22 protein-coding genes are annotated in these 19,473 nt (G+C 63.8%); 4 read left to right on the top strand and 18 right to left on the bottom strand.

Annotated features, from left to right (window positions below; all coding sequences use genetic code 11):
* Positions 1-89: 89 nt before the first annotated feature.
* From FCU66_RS33885 to rplS, 6 genes are all read right to left on the bottom strand, one after another.
* Positions 90-725, bottom strand: coding sequence for a class I SAM-dependent DNA methyltransferase (locus tag FCU66_RS33885; RefSeq protein WP_136621576.1), 636 nt, complete (start codon positions 723-725; stop codon positions 90-92).
* Between the two features lie 54 nt (positions 726-779).
* A complete protein-coding gene (locus tag FCU66_RS33880; protein WP_136621577.1) occupies positions 780-1,589 on the bottom strand; it encodes an amino acid ABC transporter permease in 810 nt (269 codons plus the stop codon).
* A 127-nt stretch (positions 1,590-1,716) separates the two neighbouring features.
* Positions 1,717-2,514 carry a transporter substrate-binding domain-containing protein gene (locus FCU66_RS33875; RefSeq protein ID WP_136622151.1) on the bottom strand — a complete coding sequence of 266 codons (798 nt, stop codon included), beginning with the start codon at positions 2,512-2,514 and terminating at the stop codon, positions 1,717-1,719.
* Between the two features lie 178 nt (positions 2,515-2,692).
* Positions 2,693-3,193: a MarR family winged helix-turn-helix transcriptional regulator gene (locus tag FCU66_RS33870; protein ID WP_136622150.1), complete on the bottom strand. Its 501-nt coding sequence runs from the start codon at positions 3,191-3,193 to the stop codon at positions 2,693-2,695.
* Positions 3,190-3,624: an organic hydroperoxide resistance protein gene (locus FCU66_RS33865; RefSeq protein WP_136622149.1), complete on the bottom strand. Its 435-nt coding sequence runs from the start codon at positions 3,622-3,624 to the stop codon at positions 3,190-3,192. The genes FCU66_RS33870 and FCU66_RS33865 overlap by 4 nt, the downstream gene beginning before the upstream one ends.
* Before the next feature lie 136 nt (positions 3,625-3,760).
* Positions 3,761-4,309 (bottom strand): 50S ribosomal protein L19, encoded by a 549-nt coding sequence (gene rplS, locus FCU66_RS33860; protein WP_109663826.1) that lies wholly within the window; start codon positions 4,307-4,309, stop codon positions 3,761-3,763.
* A gap of 327 nt (positions 4,310-4,636) precedes the next feature.
* On the opposite strand from rplS, the gene FCU66_RS33855 reads away from it, so the two are divergent.
* A complete protein-coding gene (locus tag FCU66_RS33855; RefSeq protein ID WP_136622148.1) occupies positions 4,637-5,389 on the top strand; it encodes a sulfite exporter TauE/SafE family protein in 753 nt (250 codons plus the stop codon).
* On the opposite strand, the gene trmD is transcribed toward FCU66_RS33855, so the two are convergent.
* Positions 5,371-6,072, bottom strand: a complete 702-nt coding sequence (gene trmD / locus FCU66_RS33850) for a tRNA (guanosine(37)-N1)-methyltransferase TrmD (RefSeq protein ID WP_136622147.1) — start codon at positions 6,070-6,072, stop codon at positions 5,371-5,373. The two genes, FCU66_RS33855 and trmD, sit on opposite strands and share 19 nt — an antisense overlap.
* On the bottom strand, positions 6,069-6,668 hold the full coding sequence (gene rimM / locus FCU66_RS33845; RefSeq protein WP_136622146.1) for a ribosome maturation factor RimM: 600 nt from the start codon (positions 6,666-6,668) through the stop codon (positions 6,069-6,071). Before rimM ends, trmD begins: the two co-directional genes overlap by 4 nt.
* A gap of 114 nt (positions 6,669-6,782) precedes the next feature.
* On the opposite strand from rimM, the gene FCU66_RS33840 reads away from it, so the two are divergent.
* Together FCU66_RS33840 and FCU66_RS33835 are read left to right on the top strand one after the other, a co-directional pair.
* Positions 6,783-7,721: a tyrosine recombinase XerC gene (locus FCU66_RS33840; protein WP_136622145.1), complete on the top strand. Its 939-nt coding sequence runs from the start codon at positions 6,783-6,785 to the stop codon at positions 7,719-7,721.
* Positions 7,722-7,783: 62 nt separating this feature from the next.
* The gene (locus FCU66_RS33835; RefSeq protein WP_136622144.1) at positions 7,784-8,854 is read left to right on the top strand and encodes a TraB/GumN family protein; all 1,071 of its coding nucleotides are present in this window, start codon (positions 7,784-7,786) and stop codon (positions 8,852-8,854) included.
* Between the two features lie 10 nt (positions 8,855-8,864).
* Here the strand turns inward: FCU66_RS33835 and FCU66_RS33830 are convergent, their stop codons facing one another.
* Positions 8,865-9,341 (bottom strand): DUF2867 domain-containing protein, encoded by a 477-nt coding sequence (locus tag FCU66_RS33830; RefSeq protein ID WP_168992184.1) that lies wholly within the window; start codon positions 9,339-9,341, stop codon positions 8,865-8,867.
* Between the two features lie 195 nt (positions 9,342-9,536).
* Between FCU66_RS33830 and FCU66_RS41430 the strand changes: the two genes are divergently transcribed.
* Positions 9,537-9,887, top strand: coding sequence for a hypothetical protein (locus FCU66_RS41430; protein WP_168992182.1), 351 nt, complete (start codon positions 9,537-9,539; stop codon positions 9,885-9,887).
* Between the two features lie 319 nt (positions 9,888-10,206).
* On the opposite strand, the gene lpdA is transcribed toward FCU66_RS41430, so the two are convergent.
* The 9 genes from lpdA to FCU66_RS33780 form a co-directional block, all read right to left on the bottom strand.
* Positions 10,207-11,613 (bottom strand): dihydrolipoyl dehydrogenase, encoded by a 1,407-nt coding sequence (gene lpdA, locus FCU66_RS33820; RefSeq protein ID WP_136622143.1) that lies wholly within the window; start codon positions 11,611-11,613, stop codon positions 10,207-10,209.
* A 24-nt stretch (positions 11,614-11,637) separates the two neighbouring features.
* Positions 11,638-12,393: an SDR family oxidoreductase gene (locus tag FCU66_RS33815; RefSeq protein WP_136622142.1), complete on the bottom strand. Its 756-nt coding sequence runs from the start codon at positions 12,391-12,393 to the stop codon at positions 11,638-11,640.
* A complete protein-coding gene (locus FCU66_RS33810; protein WP_136622141.1) occupies positions 12,390-12,908 on the bottom strand; it encodes a hypothetical protein in 519 nt (172 codons plus the stop codon). Before FCU66_RS33810 ends, FCU66_RS33815 begins: the two co-directional genes overlap by 4 nt.
* A 60-nt stretch (positions 12,909-12,968) precedes the next feature.
* The gene (gene odhB / locus FCU66_RS33805; RefSeq protein WP_136622140.1) at positions 12,969-14,249 is read right to left on the bottom strand and encodes a 2-oxoglutarate dehydrogenase complex dihydrolipoyllysine-residue succinyltransferase; all 1,281 of its coding nucleotides are present in this window, start codon (positions 14,247-14,249) and stop codon (positions 12,969-12,971) included.
* Positions 14,250-14,277: 28 nt separating this feature from the next.
* A complete protein-coding gene (locus tag FCU66_RS33800) occupies positions 14,278-17,265 on the bottom strand; it encodes a 2-oxoglutarate dehydrogenase E1 component (protein WP_136622139.1) in 2,988 nt (995 codons plus the stop codon).
* 131 nt (positions 17,266-17,396) lie between these two features.
* On the bottom strand, positions 17,397-18,299 hold the full coding sequence (sucD, locus tag FCU66_RS33795; RefSeq protein WP_136622138.1) for a succinate--CoA ligase subunit alpha: 903 nt from the start codon (positions 18,297-18,299) through the stop codon (positions 17,397-17,399).
* A gap of 14 nt (positions 18,300-18,313) precedes the next feature.
* A complete protein-coding gene (locus FCU66_RS33790; protein WP_136622137.1) occupies positions 18,314-18,733 on the bottom strand; it encodes a PIN domain-containing protein in 420 nt (139 codons plus the stop codon).
* Positions 18,723-18,953: a hypothetical protein gene (locus FCU66_RS33785; protein ID WP_136622136.1), complete on the bottom strand. Its 231-nt coding sequence runs from the start codon at positions 18,951-18,953 to the stop codon at positions 18,723-18,725. Before FCU66_RS33785 ends, FCU66_RS33790 begins: the two co-directional genes overlap by 11 nt.
* 148 nt (positions 18,954-19,101) lie before the next feature.
* Positions 19,102-19,473: a cupin domain-containing protein gene (locus tag FCU66_RS33780; protein WP_136622135.1), complete on the bottom strand. Its 372-nt coding sequence runs from the start codon at positions 19,471-19,473 to the stop codon at positions 19,102-19,104.

Here is a 19,473-nt window from a genome sequence, read left to right as displayed (position 1 = left end):
GACGTTGGTGTTCCCCTGGAATACCCCTCATCCGACCGAGCTTCGCTCGGCCACCTTCTCCCACAAGGGGAGAAGGAAGAAGCCCGCGCTCACACCACCTCGAACACAAACGTCTTCACCAGCGCGTCAGGCTCGGCGATCGCATAGCAGCGGAACCACGGGCTTTCCTCGACCGGCCGCCATTTCCCAGCCTGCTCCAGCTCATCGAACACGGCCTGAAAGCCGCCGCTCTCAAACACCTGGTCGCGCACGGTGAAGATGGCATGACCGCCCTTGCGGGTGATGCGCACCAGTTCGTGCAAGCCGGAGGCCGGCGCATGGCTGATGGTGAACACGCCGGTCGAGAAGAAGGCGCGGAAGTGGCCGTCCGGCCACGGCAGCGGACCGCCCAGCATCGCCTGTTTCAGCTCGCTGTAGGCATTGCGGCTGCCGGCGATCTTCAGCATGTCGTCGGAAAGGTCGAGCCCGGCAATGTCGAGGTAGCCGAGCGCCTTCAGCGACGGCCCCGACAGGCCGGTGCCGCAGCCGGCATCGAGCAAGGGTCCATCGCCCGCCGGCACATGGCGCGCCACCCACGCGGTGATCAGGAAAGGCAGGAGATAACCGAGCGAGGCGGTCTCGCTGTCATAGGTCGCGGCCCATGCGGCATAGGCCTCTTCAAGCGCTTCCGGCGTGTCGGCCGTATAGACGGAATCCAGCGCCGCATTGGCATTATCGACGATCATGGGACCTCCTCAACGAGAATGCTCAGGGATCGTAACGCTGTCTTCGCCGAAAAACTATTCCTCGTGCTGACGGCGCAGCCGCCGTTCCAGTGCCCGCAGCGCCAGCGACAGGCCGACGGTCAGGATGAGATAGATATAGGCGACGATTGAATAGGTCTCGAAGAAGCGGAACGAACCGGCGGCGTAGACCTTGCCCATCTGGGTGATGTCGGCGACGCCGAGCACCGAGACCAGCGAGGAATCCTTGACCAGAGCGACGAAATCATTGCCGAGCGGCGGCAGGATGGTGCGGATCGCTTGCGGGAACACGATCAGCCGGAAGCGTTGCGCCCGGCTCAGCCCGAGCGCCTTCGCCGCTTCGATCTGGCCCTTCTCCACCGCCTGGATGCCGGCCCGGAAAACCTCCGAGATGAAGGCCGAATAGCCGATGGTCAGCGCCATGATGGCACGCCACAGCAGCGACACGTCGCGCACCAGCAATTCGCCGAACAGGCCGGCGCCTTGCAGCGGCGCGGTCAGCGCGTTCCAGGCCGCGACGAAGGCCGGCGCACCGGCAAAGGCGATCCAGAACAACAGCACCAGGATCGGCACGCCGCGGATGATCTCGACATAGAAGCGAGCAATCTGGCGCAGCCACCGCGAGCCGGACATCCCCATCAGCGCGATGCCGAGCCCAATGGCTGACGCCAGCACAAAGGCAATCACGGTGACGAAGATGGTGATGCCGATGCCCTTGGCGACGGTGGCGAAGACCTGGGCATAGAGGTTGCTGGTCGCAACGAAGACGGCCACCGCGATCGCGATGGTCACGGCCACGACGAGCCACCAGGGGAAGTCGGTTTTTGAGGTGGAAGGGGCCTGCATCAGAAGGATTGCGCCGAGGCACCCCCCTCTGGCCTACCGGCCATCTCCCCCGCAAGNNGAGGGGGGTGTTCAAGCGCAGAGTCAGCGCGAATTCCTGTCCGTCACGCAACCCTCGCGACAAGGCGAATTACTGCCCCATCTTGTAGTCAAGAAACCATTTCTTGTTCAGCGCATCCAGCGTCCCGTCGGCCTTGAGGGCGGCGATCGCCGCGTTGACCGGCTTCACCAGATCCGAACCCTTCGGGAAGATAAAGCCAAAATCCTCGGTGCCGAGCGGTCCGCCGATCAGCTTCAGCTTGCCCTCGGAGGCGTCGACATAGCCCTTGCCGGCGGTGCCGTCGGTCAGCACGACATCGACGTCGCCGGACTTCAGCGCCTGCACCGTCGCGCCGAAGGTCTCGAACAGCTTGATGCGCGGGTTCTGCTCATTGCCGTCGAGCACGCTGTAGACGGCGGTGTAGAAAGGTGTGGTGCCGGCCTGCGCGCCGATCAGCCCGTCCTTGAAGGCGCCGAAGGTCTTGGCGTCGGTGAAGCGGCTCTCATCGCCGCGCACCAGCATGAACTGTTCCGAACGCATATAGGGGTCGGAGAAATCGACCTTCTCCTTGCGGTCGTCCTTGATGGTGATGCCGGTCATGCCGATGTTGTACTGGTTGTCGGAAACCGCCTGGATCATCGCGTCCCAGGACGTGTTCTGGAACTCGACGGTAAAATTCAGCCGCTTGGCGATCTCGTTCATCGCATCATATTCCCAGCCGATCTGCTTGCCGGTCTTGGCATCGATGAACTGCAGCGGCGGATAGGCGTTTTCGGTGACCACCACCACCTTCTTGCCGCCGAGATCGGGCAGCGCCTGCGCGAATGCGGCAACCGGTGCCAGGACGAGGGCAAGCAGGCCTGCCAGCAGCAGTTTCGATTTGGTCATCACACACTCCCCGGAAATTGAAGGACCCGGGCATGGCCGGGCTTGCAGGAAAATCCGGCGCCGACTTTAGCTTTCCGCAAGCGTCATGCAAGACGGTCCGCTGCGCTGCTTGCCGTGGAAAGCGGATTTCCTTGCCTGCAATCGCAGGAATCGGGAACGACCGGTGTCGCGGTTGCGCTCAGTCCCGGTTCGCCCTGCCGGCATCCGCCTTGCGCAGGCCGGAGACGAACCGCGTCAGGGTGTGGTGCAGGGATTTCAACTCGTCGGCGTCCAGCGGCAGATTGCAAAGCATCGCTGCCGGCACGCTTCTGGCCTGCTCGCGCAACGCTTGGCCCTTCGCCGTCGGCTCGACCAGAACCCGGCGCTCGTCGGCGGGGTCGCGCCGGCGTGTGACCAGGCCGCCTGCCTCCAGCCGCTTGAGCAGCGGCGTCAGTGTCGCCGAATCCAGTCCGAGCGCTTCGCCAAGCTCGCCCACCGTGCTTGGTGCCCGTTCCCACAGCGCCAGCATGGCCAGATATTGCGGATAGGTCAGGCCGAGTGGATCGAGCAACGGCCGATACAGCCGCGTCATCAGCCCACTTGCCGAATAGAGCGCGAAGCAGAGCTGTTGGTCGAGCTTTACCACCCCGGCGAATTGCGCCGGGGTTTGCTTGGACCTGGTTGTCGTTTCCGTGGTCATGCTGCCTTTGCCGGAAGCGCCGTTGCCGAAAGCGCCACTTCGATATTGCCCTTGATGGCGTTGGAATAGGGGCAAATCTGGTGCGCCGCCGATACAAGCGCTTCCGTCGCCGCCTGATCAAGACCTTTCGTTTCCGCCGAAAGCGAAACGCCAAGCACAAATCCGCCCTGCGCATTGCTGTGCAGGCTGACATTGGCCGTCACCGAAGCATCCTGCAAGGGCAGCTTCTGCTTGCCGGCGATGAAGCGCATGGCGCTTTCGAAGCAGGCGGCATAGCCCGCGGCGAAAAGCTGCTCGGGATTGGTGGCGCCGCCCTTGCCGCCAAGCTCCTTCGGCATGGCAAGGTCGAGGCTGAGCAGGCCATCGTCGCTCTGGACATGGCCGGCGCGGCCGCCAACGGCGCGGGCTTGGGTGGTATACAATGCAGGCATTTCGCTTCTCCATTTAAATCGTGCGCGATTGTTTAGTACGCGATATAAATGGTCAATCGCCGATTTCCTGCCATTGATCCCTCCAAACGAAAAAAGGCGGCCGAAGCCGCCTTTTCGAACGTGCTTGACGAAAACCTTATTCGGCGGTGGCTGCTTCCGCTGCCTTGGCGGCTTCGGCTGCCTCGGCGGCGGCCTTCTTCTCGGCGGCGTCCTGGGCGGCCTTCTCGACGGCCAGAGCCTCGGCGGCTGCCACCTTCTCGGCCTCGATACGGGCCTTCTCGGCGTTCAGCGCATCGCGCTCCTCGTCGTTCAGCTTGCGGGCGCGCACGCCGGTGTTTTCCGAGATACGGGCCGACTTGCCGCGACGATCGCGCAGATAATAGAGCTTGGCGCGACGCACCTTGCCGCGGCGAACGATCTCGACGCCTTCGACCATCGGCGAGTAGACCGGGAATACGCGCTCGACGCCTTCGCCGTAGGAAATCTTGCGAACGGTGAAGTTCTCCTGGAAGCCGGCGCCGGCGCGGGCGATGACGACGCCCTCATAAGCCTGGACGCGGGTGCGGGTGCCTTCGGTCACGCGGACCAGGACGCGCACGGTGTCGCCGGGCTGGAATTCGGGAAGCTTGCGCTTGGCTTCGATCTTGGCGGCCTGTTCGGCCTCGAGCTGACGGAGGATATCCATCTCAAAAGTCCACTTCTTGTTCTTCCGACAGTCAGAGCGTCCGACGCTCGCCTTGCAGTTCCAATGACCGCTCGGCTATGCCCTTTGTCTCCAGACATTTGTCTTTGAAACATCGGACAGGGGCGACTACACCGTCATTGTTGACGGGTCCGGCAGATTCTTTCTGGCCAGTACGGGCGGGCACATACAGCTATTTCGCCGCTTTGTCACGCCTTGGCCGCGCATTTTCTGCTTGCATGGCACCATCGTAATCCTGCCGTGCCGGGTTGCGCCGATCCTTCAGGCTTCCTAAGCCTGAAATAGTACAGTTTTGAGCGGCCGCATTCCATGTCTGTCTTCGACGCCATCCTGCTGTTCCTGGCGGGCTTTCTGTCAGGCGCCGCCAATGCGGTCGCCGGTGGTGGCACCTTCATCACCTTCGGCGCCATGACACTGGTCGGCCTGCCGCCGATCGTCGCCAACGCCACCTCCTCGGTGACGCAATTTCCAGGCTACATTACCTCGACGCTCGCCTACTCGGCCGATATCAGGCATTTCTGGCGCGGCGCGCTGGTGCTCTGCCTGATCTCGGCGGTCGGCGCGCTGGCCGGTGCGCTGATCCTGCTGGCGCTCGACAATCCGTCGTTTCGCGCCCTGGTGCCGTGGCTGTTGCTGGCCGCGACGGCGCTGTTTGCCGCCGGCCCCTGGCTGAAGCCGGCGCCAAAGCCGGGGCAGGAAGCCGCCGTCGGCTCTCTGGCCGGTTCCCTGGCGCAGTTCATCACCGCCATCTATGGCGGCTTCTTCGGCGCCGGCATGGGCGTGATGATGCTGGCGACGCTCGGCCTGACGCAAGCCGGCGACTATCACCGGCTGAATGCTCTGAAGAACATGCTGGCCATGGTCATCGCCGCTGTCGCGATCGTCGTCTTCGTCTCCGGCGGCGTCGTCGCCTGGCCGCAGGCGATCATCATGATCCCGGGCGGCGCGCTGGGCGGCTATGCCGGCGTCTGGATCGCCAAGCGCGTGCCGCAGAACGCGGTGCGCGGCTTCGTCGTCGCCGTCGGCCTGTTTCTCGCCTTCTACTATTTTGCCAAGGGCTGAGCAGCGGCAAGCAGGTCCGGACGCCTCTCGGCTGTCAGTCTTTCTGACTCCGCCCGCCGCCATGCGGCGATCTTCTTGTGATTGCCCGAAATCAGCACCTCGGGAATCTCGCGGCCTTCAAACTCCTGCGGCCTTGTATAGTGCGGATGTTCGAGCAGGCCGTTTTCGAAACTCTCCTCCTCGCCCGACACCGCGTTGCCCATCACGCCGGGCAACAGCCGCACCACCGCGTCGAGCAGCACAAGCGCCGCCGGCTCACCGCCCGAGAGGATGAAATCGCCGATGGAGATTTCCTCTAATCCCCGCGCGTCGATCACCCGCTGATCGACGCCTTCGAAGCGGCCGCACAGGATGACGGCGCCCGGCCCGGCGGCCAGTTCGCGCACGCGCGCCTGTGTCAGCGGTTTGCCGCGCGGGCTCATCAGCAGCCGTGGCCGCGCGTCGCCTTCTGGCGAAGCATGGTCGATCGCCCTGGCCAGAACATCGGCGCGCATCACCATGCCGGCGCCGCCGCCGGCCGGCGTGTCGTCGACAGTGCGATGGCGGTCGGTGGCGAAGTCGCGGATCTGGATCGCCTCCAGCGACCAGATGCCGCCTTCGAGCGCCCGGCCGGCCAGCGACAGGCCGAGCGCGCCGGGAAACATCTCCGGGTAAAGCGTCAGCACCGAGGCGGAAAAACTCACCGGTTGCCCCCGGCATCGCTCGGTCCGCGCGGTCTGCCCTTCGGGTCGAAGTCTTCCTCGCGCGGGCCATCGCCATCCTCGTCCTCGACCAGCCCGGCCGCCGCCGGGTCGACACGGACGAAGCCTTCGGCGATCGACACTTGCGGCACCGCGGCCTGCGTGAACGGGATCAGCACACCCTTGCGCCCGCCCAGCGTCACATCGAGAATGTCGCCGCCGCCGAAGTTATGCACCGCGACGACCTTGCCGATCGCGGCACCCGTGTCGTCCCGGACTTCGAGGCCGACGAGGTCGGCATGGTAGAATTCATCCTCATCGCCGTCATCCGGCAGCATCGAGCGATCGACGAACAGCTCCGTGCCGGCCAGCGCCTCGGCGGCGTTGCGGTCGGCAACGCCCTTGAAGCGGACCACGACGACGGTGTTGGCGGGCCTGATGTCGATGATCTGGAAGGCGCGGCCGTCCCTGGCGTAGAGCGGGCCGTAGTCGGCCAGCGCCAGCGGCTCACCGGTGAAGGTCTTCACCCGCAATTCGCCCTTGATGCCGTGGGCGGCGCCGATCACGGCCATCTGGACAGGGTTCTGGGGCTTGCTCATGGCGGGACATCCTTTGGCTTTGCTCTAACGCTCCCCGATTGTCATTTCAATGACGCGCTCTTCACCGCTTCCTAACCCGGCTGTCGGAAAATGGTGGGGAATTGGAAGCACGCCATGCAGGAATTCCTCATCCCCGCCAAACCCGATCTCCAGGCGGCACGCGAGAGCTGGCTGAAAATGCTGGCGCGCGAGCGCCGGCTGTCGCCGGAAACCGTCGAGGCCTATGAGCGCGATACAAGGCAGTTCCTGCATTTCCTCACCGGCCATATCGGTGGGCCGCCCGGCATTTCCGACATCGCCAATCTGCGTCCGGCCGATCTGCGCGGCTTCCTCGCCGCCCGCCGCAACGCCGGCGCCGGTGCCCGCACGCTCGGCCGCGGCCTGGCCGGCATCCGCTCGCTGCTGCGTTTCCTCGAGCGGCGCGGCCTTGCCAATGCGGCTGGCGCGGCAGCACTGCGCGCGCCGCGCCAGCCCAAATCGCTGCCCAAGCCGCTGACGGCAAGCGATGCCAAGCATATCGTTTCAGTCGAAGGCCAATTGGCGGAGGAGCCGTGGATCGCTGCCCGCAACGCCGCCGTGCTGACGCTGCTCTACGGCTCCGGCCTGCGCATCTCCGAGGCACTCGGCCTTGCCGGCGCCGATCTGGCGTCGGCGGCCGACACGGTGCTGCGCGTCACCGGCAAGGGCGGCAAGACGCGCCTGGTGCCGGTGCTGCCGGTGGCGCTGCGGGCCATCGCCGAATACCGCCGGCTCTGCCCCCATCATCTCGACCCCAAGGGCCTGTTGTTTCGCGGCGCGCGCGGCGGCACGCTCAACCCGGCCATCGTCCAGCGCGACATGGCCAAACTGCGCTCGGCACTCAACCTGCCCGACACCGCGACGCCGCATGCGCTGCGCCATTCCTTCGCCACGCATCTGCTCGGCCGCGGCGGCGATTTGCGCACCATCCAGGAGCTGCTCGGCCACGCCAGCCTGTCGACGACGCAGATCTACACCGGCGTCGACACCGCTAGGCTGCTCGAGATCTACGAATCAGCCCATCCACGGGCATGAAGCCTTCAATTTCGCAGTACCAATTAACCGTTTTGCCGCTTTTCGGTTCTAGGAATGGGACCATGAAACGCGTCATTGCCATCGCCGACCGCGCAGCGTCCATATCGCTGAAGCTGCTTGTTGCGCTCAACGTCCTGTTTTTCCTGTCGTTCCTCGCCGTGTTGCTGTTCGCGGCCGGCAGGGCGCATGCGGAAATCCCGACCTGCACCGGCGCCGACATGCTGTCGGCCTTGCAGAAGAACGACCCGGCGGCCTATCGCAAGATCGAGAGGGAAGCGGCCGCAACACCGAACGGCAAGGGCCTGTTGTGGAAGCTGGAAAAGCCCGGCGAAAAACCGTCCTTCCTGTTCGGCACCATGCACATGACCGACCCGCGCGTCACCACGCTGCCGCCGGACGCGCAGAAGGCCTATGACGCCGCCGGCACCATCGTCATCGAAACCACCGACGTGCTCGACAAGCAGAAGATGATGGTCGCGATGCTCAAAGAGCCGGACCTGATGATGTTCACCGATAGCACGACGCTGGCGTCGTTGCTGTCGCCGGACGATGCGGCGGCCATGAACACCGCGCTCGACGCGCGCGGCATCCCACCGGCAACCGTTGCCAAGATGAAGCCGTGGATGCTGTCGGCCATGATGGCACTGCCAGCCTGCGAACTCGCCCGCCAGTCCGGCGGCGCACCGGTGCTCGACGTCAAGCTGGCGGAGGGTGCGAAGGCTGCCGGCAAGCCGGTGGAAGGATTGGAGACGGCTGAAAGCCAGCTGCGCGCCATGGCCTCGCTGCCGCTTGCCTTTCACATGAAGGGCCTCGTCGACACGCTGAAGCTTGGCGACAAGGTCAACGACATCAACGAAACCATGATCGTGCTCTACCAGCGCGGCGACACCGGCATGTTCTGGCCGCTGTTTCGTGCGGCGATGCCTGACCAGCAGGACGACCCCGCGGGCTATGCGGCGTTCGAGGAAACCATGATCACCAGCCGCAACAAGGTGATGGTCGAGCATGCCGGGCCGATCCTTGCCAGGGGCAATGCCTTCATGGCGGTCGGCGCCCTCCACCTTCCCGGCCCCGAAGGCCTGGTCGAGGATTTCCGCAAGGCCGGCTATACCGTCACGCCTGTTGGACTTTAGCTACTTCAGCTTACTTCGCCAAGATCTGAGCCAGCATCGCCGGAACGACGATCCGGTGAAACGGCATGACGATCGCGAGATAGGCGCGCCCGAGCCAATTGTGCGTCTTGACGATCGTCGACGCGGCCACTTCCTGCCGGCCCATGCCAAGATCCCTGACTTCGACCAGGACACGGAAATCGAGATGCCGGTCGTCGAGGCCAAGCACGACCTTGCCGGGAAACTGGCTGAGGAGCGGAAATATCCCGATCCGGCCCGCCGGCAACACCGCAGGTTCCAGGCCAGTCTTCAGCCGGAATGGCCTGACGGCAAGGTTGCGCAGCGCCATGAGCCTGCCGACCCAGCGCGGCGTTTGGCCCAAGGCGCGTTCCGCCGCGCCGAGTGCGGTCAACGAAAGACCTTCGGTGACCAGCACATAGCGGTCGGCGAACTGGGCTCCGGCAAGAGCGTCGTGGGGGTTCGGGACAATCTGCGCTGTGGTGTTCATCACGGCAAAATCCTCTGTATCGGACCATAGCAGGCGTAAACTTGGTGCGCTGCGTGGCGAAACGACGCCCTTCCGGCTCCGGAAAGGCAGAATTGTCCTTGTTTTTGGCGTTTTCCAACCCTAGCGTGAAACCAGTTCAATGATTGCGCGTTGAATGGTGTTGATTGATATTTTTCATCCACGGAGGACACTTTTATGGCGAACGCACCGAATCCAAACGATCCGTTCAATCCCAACACCACCAACACCACCATCAAGCAGAGCGGCGGTGGCGGCAGTGGCTGGCTGATTGCGCTGGTCGTCGTTATTCTGGCGGTTGTCGCGTATTATGTTTTCGGAAGAAGTGGTGAGCATCCGGCACCAGCCGAGCCGCCGGCGGCCAGCACACCGGCCCCCGCGCCCGCACCGGCAGAACCGATGAAGCCGGCCGAACCGGCCAAGCCAGCCGAACCAGCTCCGGCTCCGGCGGCGCCTGCACCCGCAGAACCTGCTCCGGCCCCTGCGCCCGCACCGGCCCCAGCGCCTGCGCCGGCACCGGCCAACTGATCGGCTCGATATCAAATACGAACGGCCCGCTGAAAAGCGGGCCGTTTTGTTTTGAGCGCCTGAAAGGCCTTTCCAGAAACTCGCTCCGGTGAGTCAGCTGGTGTGGTTTTCGAGAACCGGAGCGCAGCGGACATTTGGGTCCGTGAGCACCGCATGACCCCGAAAATCGGTCCGATTTTCGGAAAGGATCATGCGCCAAAAAAATGTGTCACAGCGTCCTTTGCGCGTCCAAGAGGACGCGCGGCGCTGTGAAAGCGGAGAAAACCGCGCCAGATGGCCGCCGGAGTAGGGTTGCCGGAGTAGAGTTTATGAAAGGCCTCTAGATGTGGATCGGCTTGAAGAACGTGGCCAGCGCCGCCTCCTTGACAGCTTCCGACATCGTCGGATGCGCGTGGCAGGTGCGGGCGAGATCTTCGGACGAGCCGCCGAACTCCATCAGCACCGCCGCCTCGTGGATCATCTCGCCGGCGCCGAAGCCGACGATATGCACACCGAGCACGCGGTCGGAGGTCTTGTCGGCGAGGATCTTCACGAAACCGTCTGTGTGCAGCATGGCCCGCGCCCGGCCATTGGCGCTGAACGGGAATTTCCCCACCTTGTAGTCGATGCCGGCCTTCTTCAGCTCTTCCTCGGTCTTGCCGACCGAGGCGATTTCCGGGCTGGTGTAGACGACGCTCGGAATGACGTCGTAGTTCACATGGCCGGCCTGACCGGCAATGGTTTCCGCCACCGCCACACCCTCGTCCTCGGCCTTGTGGGCCAGCATCGGCCCGGCGATGACATCGCCGATGGCATAGATGCCGGGCACATTGGTCCTGAGATGGCCATCGGTCTTGACGCGGCCGCGCTCGTCGACCTCGACGCCGGCTTCCTTGAGGCCAAGGCTGTCGGCATAGGCGCGGCGGCCGGTGGCGATCAGCACGGCGTCGGCCTCGATCGTCTCGGCGGCACCGCCCTTGACCGGTTCGAAGGTAACGGTGGCACCCTTCTTGGCCTTGGCGACGCCGGTGACCTTGGCGCCGAGCTTGAACTCGAAACCCTGTTTCGACAAAAGCCGCTGGAACTGCTTGGAGACCTCGCCGTCCATGCCGCCGAGGATGGTGTCGAGGAACTCGACCACGGTGACCTTGGCGCCGAGCCGCGCCCACACCGAGCCGAGCTCGAGCCCGATGACACCGCCGCCGACCACCACCAGATGGCCGGGAACCTTGTCCAGCGACAATGCGCCGGTCGACGACACGATCACCTTCTCGTCGATATCGACCTTGACGCCGGGAATGCCGGCGACATCCGAGCCGGTGGCGATGACGATGTTCTTGGTCTCGATCTCCTCGACCTTGCCGTCCTCAGAGGTCACCGAGACCTTGCCGGCCGCGACCACCTTGCCGGTGCCGCGAAACGAGTCGATCTTGTTCTTCTTGAACAGGAAGGCGACGCCGTTGACGTTCGACGACACCGTCGCGTCCTTGTGCGCCATCATCTTCTTCAGGTTCAATTTCGGCGCCGATATCTCGACGCCGAGCGTGTCGAAGGAATGGCCCGCCTCGGCGAACATCTCGGAGGCATGGAGCAGCGCCTTGGACGGAATGCAGCCGATGTTCAGGCAAGTGCCGCCGAAGGTCGCGTTCTTCTCGACCACCGCGACCTTCAGCCCGAGCTGCGCCGCCTTGATGGCGCAGACATAGCCGCCCGGTCCCGATCCAATGATAACGACGTCATAAGCCATGATACTGTCCTTCTTGATTGGGGCTCAGCGGCCGCCGCTTACATTCAGGATCGCGCCTGTCGTATAGGACGCGGCGTCGGATAGAAGATAGAGAACCGCGCCCGCGACTTCATCAGCCTTGCCGGCTCTTTTCATAGGCAGCAGGTCGCGAAACCGCTCCACCCGGTCCGGTTGCCCGCCGGAAGCGTGGATGTCCGTGTCGATGATCCCCGGCCGCACCGCATTGACGCGGATGCCCTCCAGCGCCACCTCGCGGGCGAGCCCGATGGTGAACGTATCGATGGCGCCCTTGGAGGCGGCATAGTCGACATACTCGCCCGGCGAGCCCAATGTCGCTGCCGCCGACGAGATGTTGACGATAGCGCCGCCCGACCCGCCATGACGGGTCGACATGCGCTTCACCGCCTCGCGGGCGCAGAGGAACGAGCCGACGACATTGATGCGCATCATGCGCTCCAGCCGCGCGACATCCATTTCGTCGACGCGCGCCTTGACGTCGACGATGCCGGCATTGTTGACGAAGGCGTCGAGCCGGCCATAGGCGCGGTCGACAGCCTCGAACATGGCCACGACATCGGCCTCGCTGCCGACATCGCCCTTGACGGCAAAAGCCTCGCCGCCGGCGGCCTTGATCTCGGCGACCAGTGCATTGGCGGCGTCCTGGTTCGCAGCGTAGTTGATCCCCAGTCGATAGCCGGCCTTAGACCCGAGCCGGCAGATCGCGGCGCCGATGCCGCGGCTGCCGCCGGTGACCAGCAGCACCTTTTGCGTCCCGCTCATTCCTGGCATCCTTTCAAGGCAAACACATCCCACGGCACTTTCGAAAATCCGCTGCCGCCATAGGCCGAGGATTGACGCAGCGCCGGACCGAGATCCGGCAGGATCAGCGTCTTCGGCGCGTCGACGCCTTCCGCCGGCAGCAGTCCGATTTTACCCTTGTCATCCGACGTGTAGATGACGCCATGCCAGGGCGTACAGGCGGCAAGCTCCTCGCCGGTGATGTCGCCCTCCGGGCATTTGTACATCAGCGCGCCGTTCGGCCGCGACACGCCCTCGTTCCACATGACGATGCCGTTGAGCACCACATTGTTGTCGAGGATCACCCGGAAGCTGTTGGTGACGGTCGCCGACGTTCCCGTCGGCGTGAAATCGATCTCGCTGCCGCTCTGGGTGTCGCCATAGACAGCGAGCTCGATCGGACAGGCGGCTTGGGCGCCGGCGGCGGCCAGCACCATGCCGGCCGCGATCGATGCGATCGAAAACATCTTGGAAAGGCTAAGGGAACGGGTCGTCATTCTGCCGCGCAGATCCCTTCCTTCCGGCACGCATTCCAACAACCGGATCAGCACCAGACCTCAGAGGTCAAGCACCAGCCGTTCCGGATCCTCCAGACTTTCCTTGACGCGCACGAGGAAAGTCACCGCTTCCTTGCCGTCGACGATGCGGTGATCGTAGCTGAGCGCCAGGTACATCATCGGCCGGATCACGATCTGGCCGCCGACCACGACAGGCCGGTCCTGGATCTTGTGCATGCCGAGGATACCCGACTGCGGCGCATTGAGGATCGGCGTCGACATCAGCGACCCGTAAACGCCACCGTTGGAAATCGTAAACGTCCCGCCTTGCATATCCGCCACCGACAGCTTGCCGTCACGCGCGGCGATGCCCAGCCGGCCGATGTCCTTCTCGATCTCGGCGATCGACATCTGGTCGGCATTGCGCACGACCGGCACGACGAGGCCCTTCTCGGTGCCAACGGCGACGCCGATATGGGCATAGTTCTTGAAGATGATGTCGGTGCCGTCGATCTCGGCATTGACCGAGGGGATTTCCTTCAGCGCGTGGGTCACCGCCTTGGTGAAGAAGCCCATGAAGCCGAGCTTCACGCCGTGCTTCTTCTCGAACACGTCCTTGTATTTGGTGCGCAGCGCCATCACCGCTGACATGTCGACCTCGTTGAAAGTGGTCAGCATGGCGGCGGTCGACTGCGCTTCCTTGAGGCGGCGCGCGATGGTCTGGCGCAATTTGGTCATGCGCACGCGCTCCTCGCGCGACGCATCGTCGCCCGAGGACGGTGCGCGAACGGCAACCGGTGCCGGTGCAGCCTTTGGCGTCTCGGCCGGCTGCGACGGCGCACCCTTGGAGATCGCGTCGAGCACGTCGCCCTTCAGCACCTGGCCACGCTTGCCCGAGCCGGAGAGCTGATCGACCGCCAGATTGTTTTCGGCGATCAGCTTGGCTGCTGCCGGCGCCGGCGGCATGCTGCGCGGCTCCACCGCGCCGGCGTCGCCGGCGATCTTGGCGGTCTCGGCCGCGGCCTGCTTGCCGGTCGATGCCGCATCCGGCGACGAGGCCTGCGATACCGCTTGCGGCTTGGTCGCGGGAGCAGCGGCCGCGCCACCTGCCGAAATCGACCCCAGCAAAGCGCCGACGCCGACAGTCTCGCCTTCCTTGACCGCGATCTCCGAAAGGATACCTGCGGCGGCGGCGGGCACCTCCACCGTCACCTTGTCGGTCTCGAGTTCGACCAGCGGCTCGTCGGCGGCGATCGCGTCGCCGACCTTCTTGAACCATTTGCCGATGGTCGCTTCCGTGACGGATTCGCCGAGAGTGGGAACGCGGATTTCGGTAGCCATTGTGCCTGTCCGTTTTCTTTCGGTTCTGTTATTCGCCGAGCGCGTCTTCGAGCAAGGCGGCGAGCTGGGCGAGATGCTTCGACATCAGTCCGGTCGCCGGCGAGGCGGCCGCCGGACGGCCGGTGTAGCGCACGCGCTGATGCTTGGCGTCGATATGCGCCAGCACCCATTCCAGATAGGGGTCGATGAACGACCAGGCGCCCATGTTCTTGGGTTCCTCCTGGCACCACACCATCTCGGCATTGCGGAAGCGCGACAGTTCGGTGATCAGCGCCTTGGCCGGGAACGGGTAGAGCTGTTCGACGCGCAGCAGATAGATGTCGTTGATGCCGCGCTTCTCGCGCTCCTCGTAGAGGTCGTAATAGACCTTGCCCGAGCACAGCACGACGCGGCGGATCTTCGAATCCTTGGTGAGCTTGATCGCCTGGTTGGGGAGCAGCTGGGCATCATCCCAAAGCAGCCGGTGGAACGAGCTCTCGCCCGAAATCTCCGGCAGCGTCGAAACCGCCCGCTTGTGGCGCAGCAGCGACTTCGGCGTCATCAGGATCAGCGGCTTGCGGAAGTCGCGCTTCAGTTGCCGGCGCAATATGTGGAAGTAGTTGGCCGGCGTCGTGCAGTTGGCGACTTGCATGTTGTCTTCGGCGCAAAGCTGCAGGAAGCGTTCGAGCCGGGCCGAGGAATGTTCCGGACCCTGGCCTTCATAGCCATGCGGCAAGAGGCACACGAGGCCCGACATCCTGAGCCACTTGCGTTCGCCCGACGAGATGAACTGGTCGAACACCACCTGGGCGCCGTTGGCGAAGTCGCCGAACTGCGCTTCCCACAGCGTCAGCGCCTTCGGCTCGGCCAGGCTGTAGCCATATTCGAAGCCGAGTACCGCCTCTTCCGACAGCATCGAGTTGATGACTTCGTAGCCGGCCTGAGCGGCCGACAGATTGTTGAGCGGGATGTAGCGGGTCTCGTCGCGCTGGTCGTAGAGCACGGAATGGCGCTGCGAGAAGGTGCCGCGTTCGGAATCCTGCCCCGACAGGCGGATCGGATTGCCGTCGAGCAGGATAGCGCCGAATGCGAGCGCCTCGGCCGTCGACCAGTCGATGCCTTCGCCGGATTCAATAGCCTGGCGGCGGTTCTCGAGGAAGCGGATGATCGTCTTGTGCGCCTCGAAATCCTTCGGCACTTCGGTCAGCTTCTTGCCGATTTCCTTCAGCGTCTTGACCGGCACGGCGGTCTTGCCGCGCCTTTGTTCGTCCTGGTTGTCTGCCGTGCGCAGGCCCGACCAGGCGCCGTCGAGCCAGTCGGCCTTGTTGGGCTTGTAGTGCTGGCCGACCTCCCACTCGGATTCCAGATGCGCCCGCCAGTCGGCCTTGAGCTTGTCGAACTCGGCCTGGGTGATGTGGCCCTCGGCGATCAGGCGGTCGGCATAGATCTGCACCGTCGTCTTGTGGGTGCGGATGTTGCGATACATGATCGGCTGGGTGAAGGCCGGTTCGTCGCCCTCATTGTGGCCGAAGCGGCGGTAGCAGAACATGTCGACCACAACAGGCTTGTGGAACTTCATGCGGAATTCGATCGCCACCTTGGTGGCATGCACCACGGCTTCCGGGTCGTCACCGTTGACATGGAAGATCGGCGCTTCGATCATCTTGGCGACGTCGGACGGATAGGGCGACGAGCGCGAGAAGCGCGGATTGGTGGTGAAGCCGATCTGGTTGTTGATGATGAAATGCAGCGTGCCCGCGACGCGGTGGCCGCGCAGGCCGGACAGGCCGAGGATTTCGGCAATCACGCCCTGGCCGGCAAAGGCGGCATCGCCGTGCAGCAGCAGCGGCAGCACCTTGGCGCGCTCTTCCAGCGGCACGATTTCCTCGCGGCTGCGGCCGAACAGATAATCCTGCTTGGCGCGCGCCTTGCCCATCACCACCGGATCGACGATTTCCAGATGCGAGGGATTGGCGGTCAAGGACAGATGCACCTTGTTGCCGTCGAATTCGCGGTCTGACGAGGCGCCGAGATGGTACTTGACGTCGCCCGAGCCCTCGACCTCGTCGGGTGCGGCCGAGCCGCCCTTGAACTCATGGAAGATGGCGCGGTGCGGCTTGGCCATCACCTGGGAGAGCACGTTCAGCCGGCCGCGATGCGCCATGCCGAGCACGATCTCCTTCATGCCGAGCTGGCCGCCGCGCTTGACGATCTGCTCCAGCGCCGGGATCAGCGCTTCACTGCCATCGAGGCCGAAGCGCTTGGTGCCCTTGTACTTGACGTCGATGAACTGCTCGAAGCCTTCGGCCTCGACCAGCTTCTGCAGGATCGCCTTCTTGCCGGTGGCGGTGAAGGTGATCTCCTTGTCGGCGCCCTCGATGCGCGCCTGGATCCAGGCCTTTTCCTCGGGATCGGAAATATGCATGAACTCGACGCCGAGCGTCGAGCAATAGGTGCGGGTCAGGATTTCCAGCATCTGCCGGATGGTGCCGAATTCGAGCCCGAGCACATTGTCGAGGAAGATCGGCCGGTCATAGTCGGCGGAGGTGAAACCGTAGTTCTCCGGCGACAGCTCGTTGTAGTCCTCGAGCGGCTTGGCGATGCCGAGCGGGTCGAGATTGGCGTGCAGATGGCCGCGCATGCGGTAGGCGCGGATCATCATGATGGCGCGCACGGAATCGCGCGTCGCCTGGTGCACATCGGCATCGGAAAGCACGATGCCGTTGACGACGGCCTTGTCCTTGACCTTCTTTTCCAGATGCTTCTCGACGATGCCCCAGTTGCCGTCGAGCGCCGACACCAGTTCGCCATTGGCCTGCAGCGGCCAGGACGGCTTGGCCCAAGAGGCGCCCTTGGCGTTCTTGCGCACATCGCCGGCATCGTCCTTCAGCCCGGCGAAGAACTCCTGCCATTCGGGATTGACCGAGGCTGGATCGTCCTCATAGGCGGCGTAGAGCGCGTCGATGTAGTCGGCGTTGCCGCCATAGAGGAAAGAGGTGAGCGAAAACTGGTCGTTGGCCTGATCTTGTCTTGCCATTTTGTCCGCGGAGCCTGGCTCCGTCTCCTGTTTGGAGCGAATAGGGAGTAGCGAATAGCGAGTAGGGATTGCCCTGTGGTCGCGCCGCTACTCTGTTTTCCCTATTCGCTATTCACTACTCGCTACTCGCTTTAACCCTTGATCGCCTCGACCAAGGTCGTGCCCAGCCTTGCCGGCGAGGGCGATACCTTGATGCCAGCCGATTCCATCGCCGCGATCTTGTCTTCCGCACCGCCCTTGCCGCCGGAGATGACCGCGCCCGCATGACCCATGGTGCGGCCGGCCGGCGCCGTGCGTCCGGCGATGAAGCCGGCCATCGGCTTTTTGCGGCCACGCTTGGCTTCGTCCTTGAGGAACTGCGCGGCGTCTTCCTCGGCCGAACCGCCGATCTCGCCGATCATGATGATCGACTTGGTCTCGTCATCGGCGAGGAACATCTCGAGCACATCGATGAACTCGGTGCCTTTGACGGGGTCGCCGCCAATGCCGACGGCGGTGGTCTGGCCGAGGCCGACATTGGTGGTCTGGAACACAGCCTCATAGGTAAGTGTTCCCGAGCGCGAAACAACGCCGACCGAGCCCTTGCGGAAGATGTTGCCGGGCATGATTCCGATCTTGCATTCGTTGGGGGTGAGCACGCCCGGGCAGTTCGGGCCGATCAGCCGCGAGGTCGAGCGGTCGAGCCGCGCCTTGACCCTGATCATGTCCATCACCGGTATGCCTTCGGTGATGCAGATGATCAGCGGGATCTCGGCCTCGATCGCTTCGAGGATGGCTTCGGCGGCACCCGCCGGCGGCACATAGACGACCGAAGCATTGGCGCCGGTCTTTTCCTTGCCCTCGGCAACGGTGGCGAAGATCGGCAGGCTCTCGCCCTTCGAGCCGGTCCAGGTTTCGCCACCCTTCTTGGGATGGATGCCGCCGACCATTTTCGTGCCGTGATAGGCCAGCGCCTGTTCGGTGTGGAACGTGCCGGTCTTGCCGGTCAGTCCCTGCACCAGCACCTTGGTGTTCTTGTCGACGAGAATGGACATTTTTTGCGACCTGATCAGTGAGTGCGGAAGGGGTTGATGGCGACCACTGAGCCGTAAGCCTGCCCGTGGTTGAGGTCTTCGGTGTAAAGTGTCTTGACGCCAAGGCGCTCGGCGGCGGCAATGATTGCGCCATCCCAATATGAAATCTGATAGCGCTGCGAGTTCTCGATGCCCCGCATGACGACCGCGCTGTCTAGATCCTGGCAGGGCTTCATGGAGATCGCGGCGACCCACTCGGCCGCCTTCGCTGGCGCCAGTGTGACATCCGCTCGTTTGGTCACGTTCACATAGAATTCCTGCAGCACCTGAGCGGAGGTCGAATAGTCTTCCTTGGCGATCAACTCCACAGCGCGCTCGTACTTGGCGCGCTCGGATTTGTGTCCGATGGCGGCATAGACGAGAACGTTCGTGTCGAGGAAGCACTCAGCGGTCATAGAGAGCTTCCCGGTTCCACTTCTTGCCACCCAAGTCACCTGCCGCCTCGCGGGCAAGCCGCAGCAAGGCTTGCCGTGCCTCGTCCTTGGCGTGCCGCTTCGCGGCTACTGCCGCGAAGAAATCCCGCACCATGGCATTGACGGTCGTTCTCTGCTCGACAGCCGCCAGCTTGACCTGCTCCAGAACCTCGTCTTCGACCGCCAGAGTGATGTTCTTCATTTCTCTTTTCTCCCGCAAAATGTCACACAGTATATGTGTAACTGTGTGACAGTCGCAAGTTGTCGGCCGACACCTCTCCTGGCCGCGTCACGCCGCGGCCGGCGCTGGCGATCAGCGGAAAACGAGAAGGAGGGGGCTGCATTCATGGTCAGAGCCGCTTCAGATCAGCGACGGTAAGGTCGCTCTTGGCATTGCCGGTGTTGAGCGTCGTCGCCGGCTCGAACATCAGCACGACAGGTTCTTCGCTGAGCGAGCGCGGCCGATGCTCGACGGCGCGCGGCACGACGATGAACTCGCCGCTGGAGAGCTCCACCGTGCCGTCACGAAAATCGATGGCGATGCGCCCGCGCAGCACGAGGAAGGCTTCGTCCTCATTGTCATGCGCATGCCAGTCGAAGACGTCGCCGAACTTGGCGATCTTGACCTGAGACTCGTTGACGTCGCCAGCGATATGCGGATCGAAGACCTTTTTGATCTTCGCATCCGCCGCCTCGACCAGGTTTATCTTGTGCGGAGGCAC

Origin of the sequence: Mesorhizobium norvegicum, assembly GCF_004919685.1 — a bacterium.
GTDB classification, from domain to species: domain Bacteria; phylum Pseudomonadota; class Alphaproteobacteria; order Rhizobiales; family Rhizobiaceae; genus Mesorhizobium; species Mesorhizobium norvegicum.
This window is presented reverse-complemented; position numbering and strand designations above follow the sequence as displayed.

Excerpts from the sequence above, each read along its gene's own strand:
- FCU66_RS33885 (WP_136621576.1), bottom strand. The coding sequence starts at position 725 with ATGATCGTCGATAATGCCAATGCGGCGCTGGATTCCGTCTATACGGCC.
- FCU66_RS33880 (WP_136621577.1), bottom strand. The coding sequence starts at position 1,589 with ATGCAGGCCCCTTCCACCTCAAAAACCGACTTCCCCTGGTGGCTCGTC.
- FCU66_RS33875 (WP_136622151.1), bottom strand. The coding sequence starts at position 2,514 with ATGACCAAATCGAAACTGCTGCTGGCAGGCCTGCTTGCCCTCGTCCTG.
- FCU66_RS33870 (WP_136622150.1), bottom strand. The coding sequence starts at position 3,193 with ATGACCACGGAAACGACAACCAGGTCCAAGCAAACCCCGGCGCAATTC.
- FCU66_RS33865 (WP_136622149.1), bottom strand. The coding sequence starts at position 3,624 with ATGCCTGCATTGTATACCACCCAAGCCCGCGCCGTTGGCGGCCGCGCC.
- rplS (WP_109663826.1), bottom strand. The coding sequence starts at position 4,309 with ATGGATATCCTCCGTCAGCTCGAGGCCGAACAGGCCGCCAAGATCGAA.
- FCU66_RS33855 (WP_136622148.1), top strand. The coding sequence starts at position 4,637 with ATGTCTGTCTTCGACGCCATCCTGCTGTTCCTGGCGGGCTTTCTGTCA.
- rimM (WP_136622146.1), bottom strand. The coding sequence starts at position 6,668 with ATGAGCAAGCCCCAGAACCCTGTCCAGATGGCCGTGATCGGCGCCGCC.
- FCU66_RS33840 (WP_136622145.1), top strand. The coding sequence starts at position 6,783 with ATGCAGGAATTCCTCATCCCCGCCAAACCCGATCTCCAGGCGGCACGC.
- FCU66_RS33835 (WP_136622144.1), top strand. The coding sequence starts at position 7,784 with ATGAAACGCGTCATTGCCATCGCCGACCGCGCAGCGTCCATATCGCTG.
- FCU66_RS33830 (WP_168992184.1), bottom strand. The coding sequence starts at position 9,341 with ATGAACACCACAGCGCAGATTGTCCCGAACCCCCACGACGCTCTTGCC.
- FCU66_RS41430 (WP_168992182.1), top strand. The coding sequence starts at position 9,537 with ATGGCGAACGCACCGAATCCAAACGATCCGTTCAATCCCAACACCACC.
- lpdA (WP_136622143.1), bottom strand. The coding sequence starts at position 11,613 with ATGGCTTATGACGTCGTTATCATTGGATCGGGACCGGGCGGCTATGTC.
- FCU66_RS33815 (WP_136622142.1), bottom strand. The coding sequence starts at position 12,393 with ATGAGCGGGACGCAAAAGGTGCTGCTGGTCACCGGCGGCAGCCGCGGC.
- FCU66_RS33810 (WP_136622141.1), bottom strand. The coding sequence starts at position 12,908 with ATGACGACCCGTTCCCTTAGCCTTTCCAAGATGTTTTCGATCGCATCG.
- odhB (WP_136622140.1), bottom strand. The coding sequence starts at position 14,249 with ATGGCTACCGAAATCCGCGTTCCCACTCTCGGCGAATCCGTCACGGAA.
- FCU66_RS33800 (WP_136622139.1), bottom strand. The coding sequence starts at position 17,265 with ATGGCAAGACAAGATCAGGCCAACGACCAGTTTTCGCTCACCTCTTTC.
- sucD (WP_136622138.1), bottom strand. The coding sequence starts at position 18,299 with ATGTCCATTCTCGTCGACAAGAACACCAAGGTGCTGGTGCAGGGACTG.
- FCU66_RS33790 (WP_136622137.1), bottom strand. The coding sequence starts at position 18,733 with ATGACCGCTGAGTGCTTCCTCGACACGAACGTTCTCGTCTATGCCGCC.
- FCU66_RS33785 (WP_136622136.1), bottom strand. The coding sequence starts at position 18,953 with ATGAAGAACATCACTCTGGCGGTCGAAGACGAGGTTCTGGAGCAGGTC.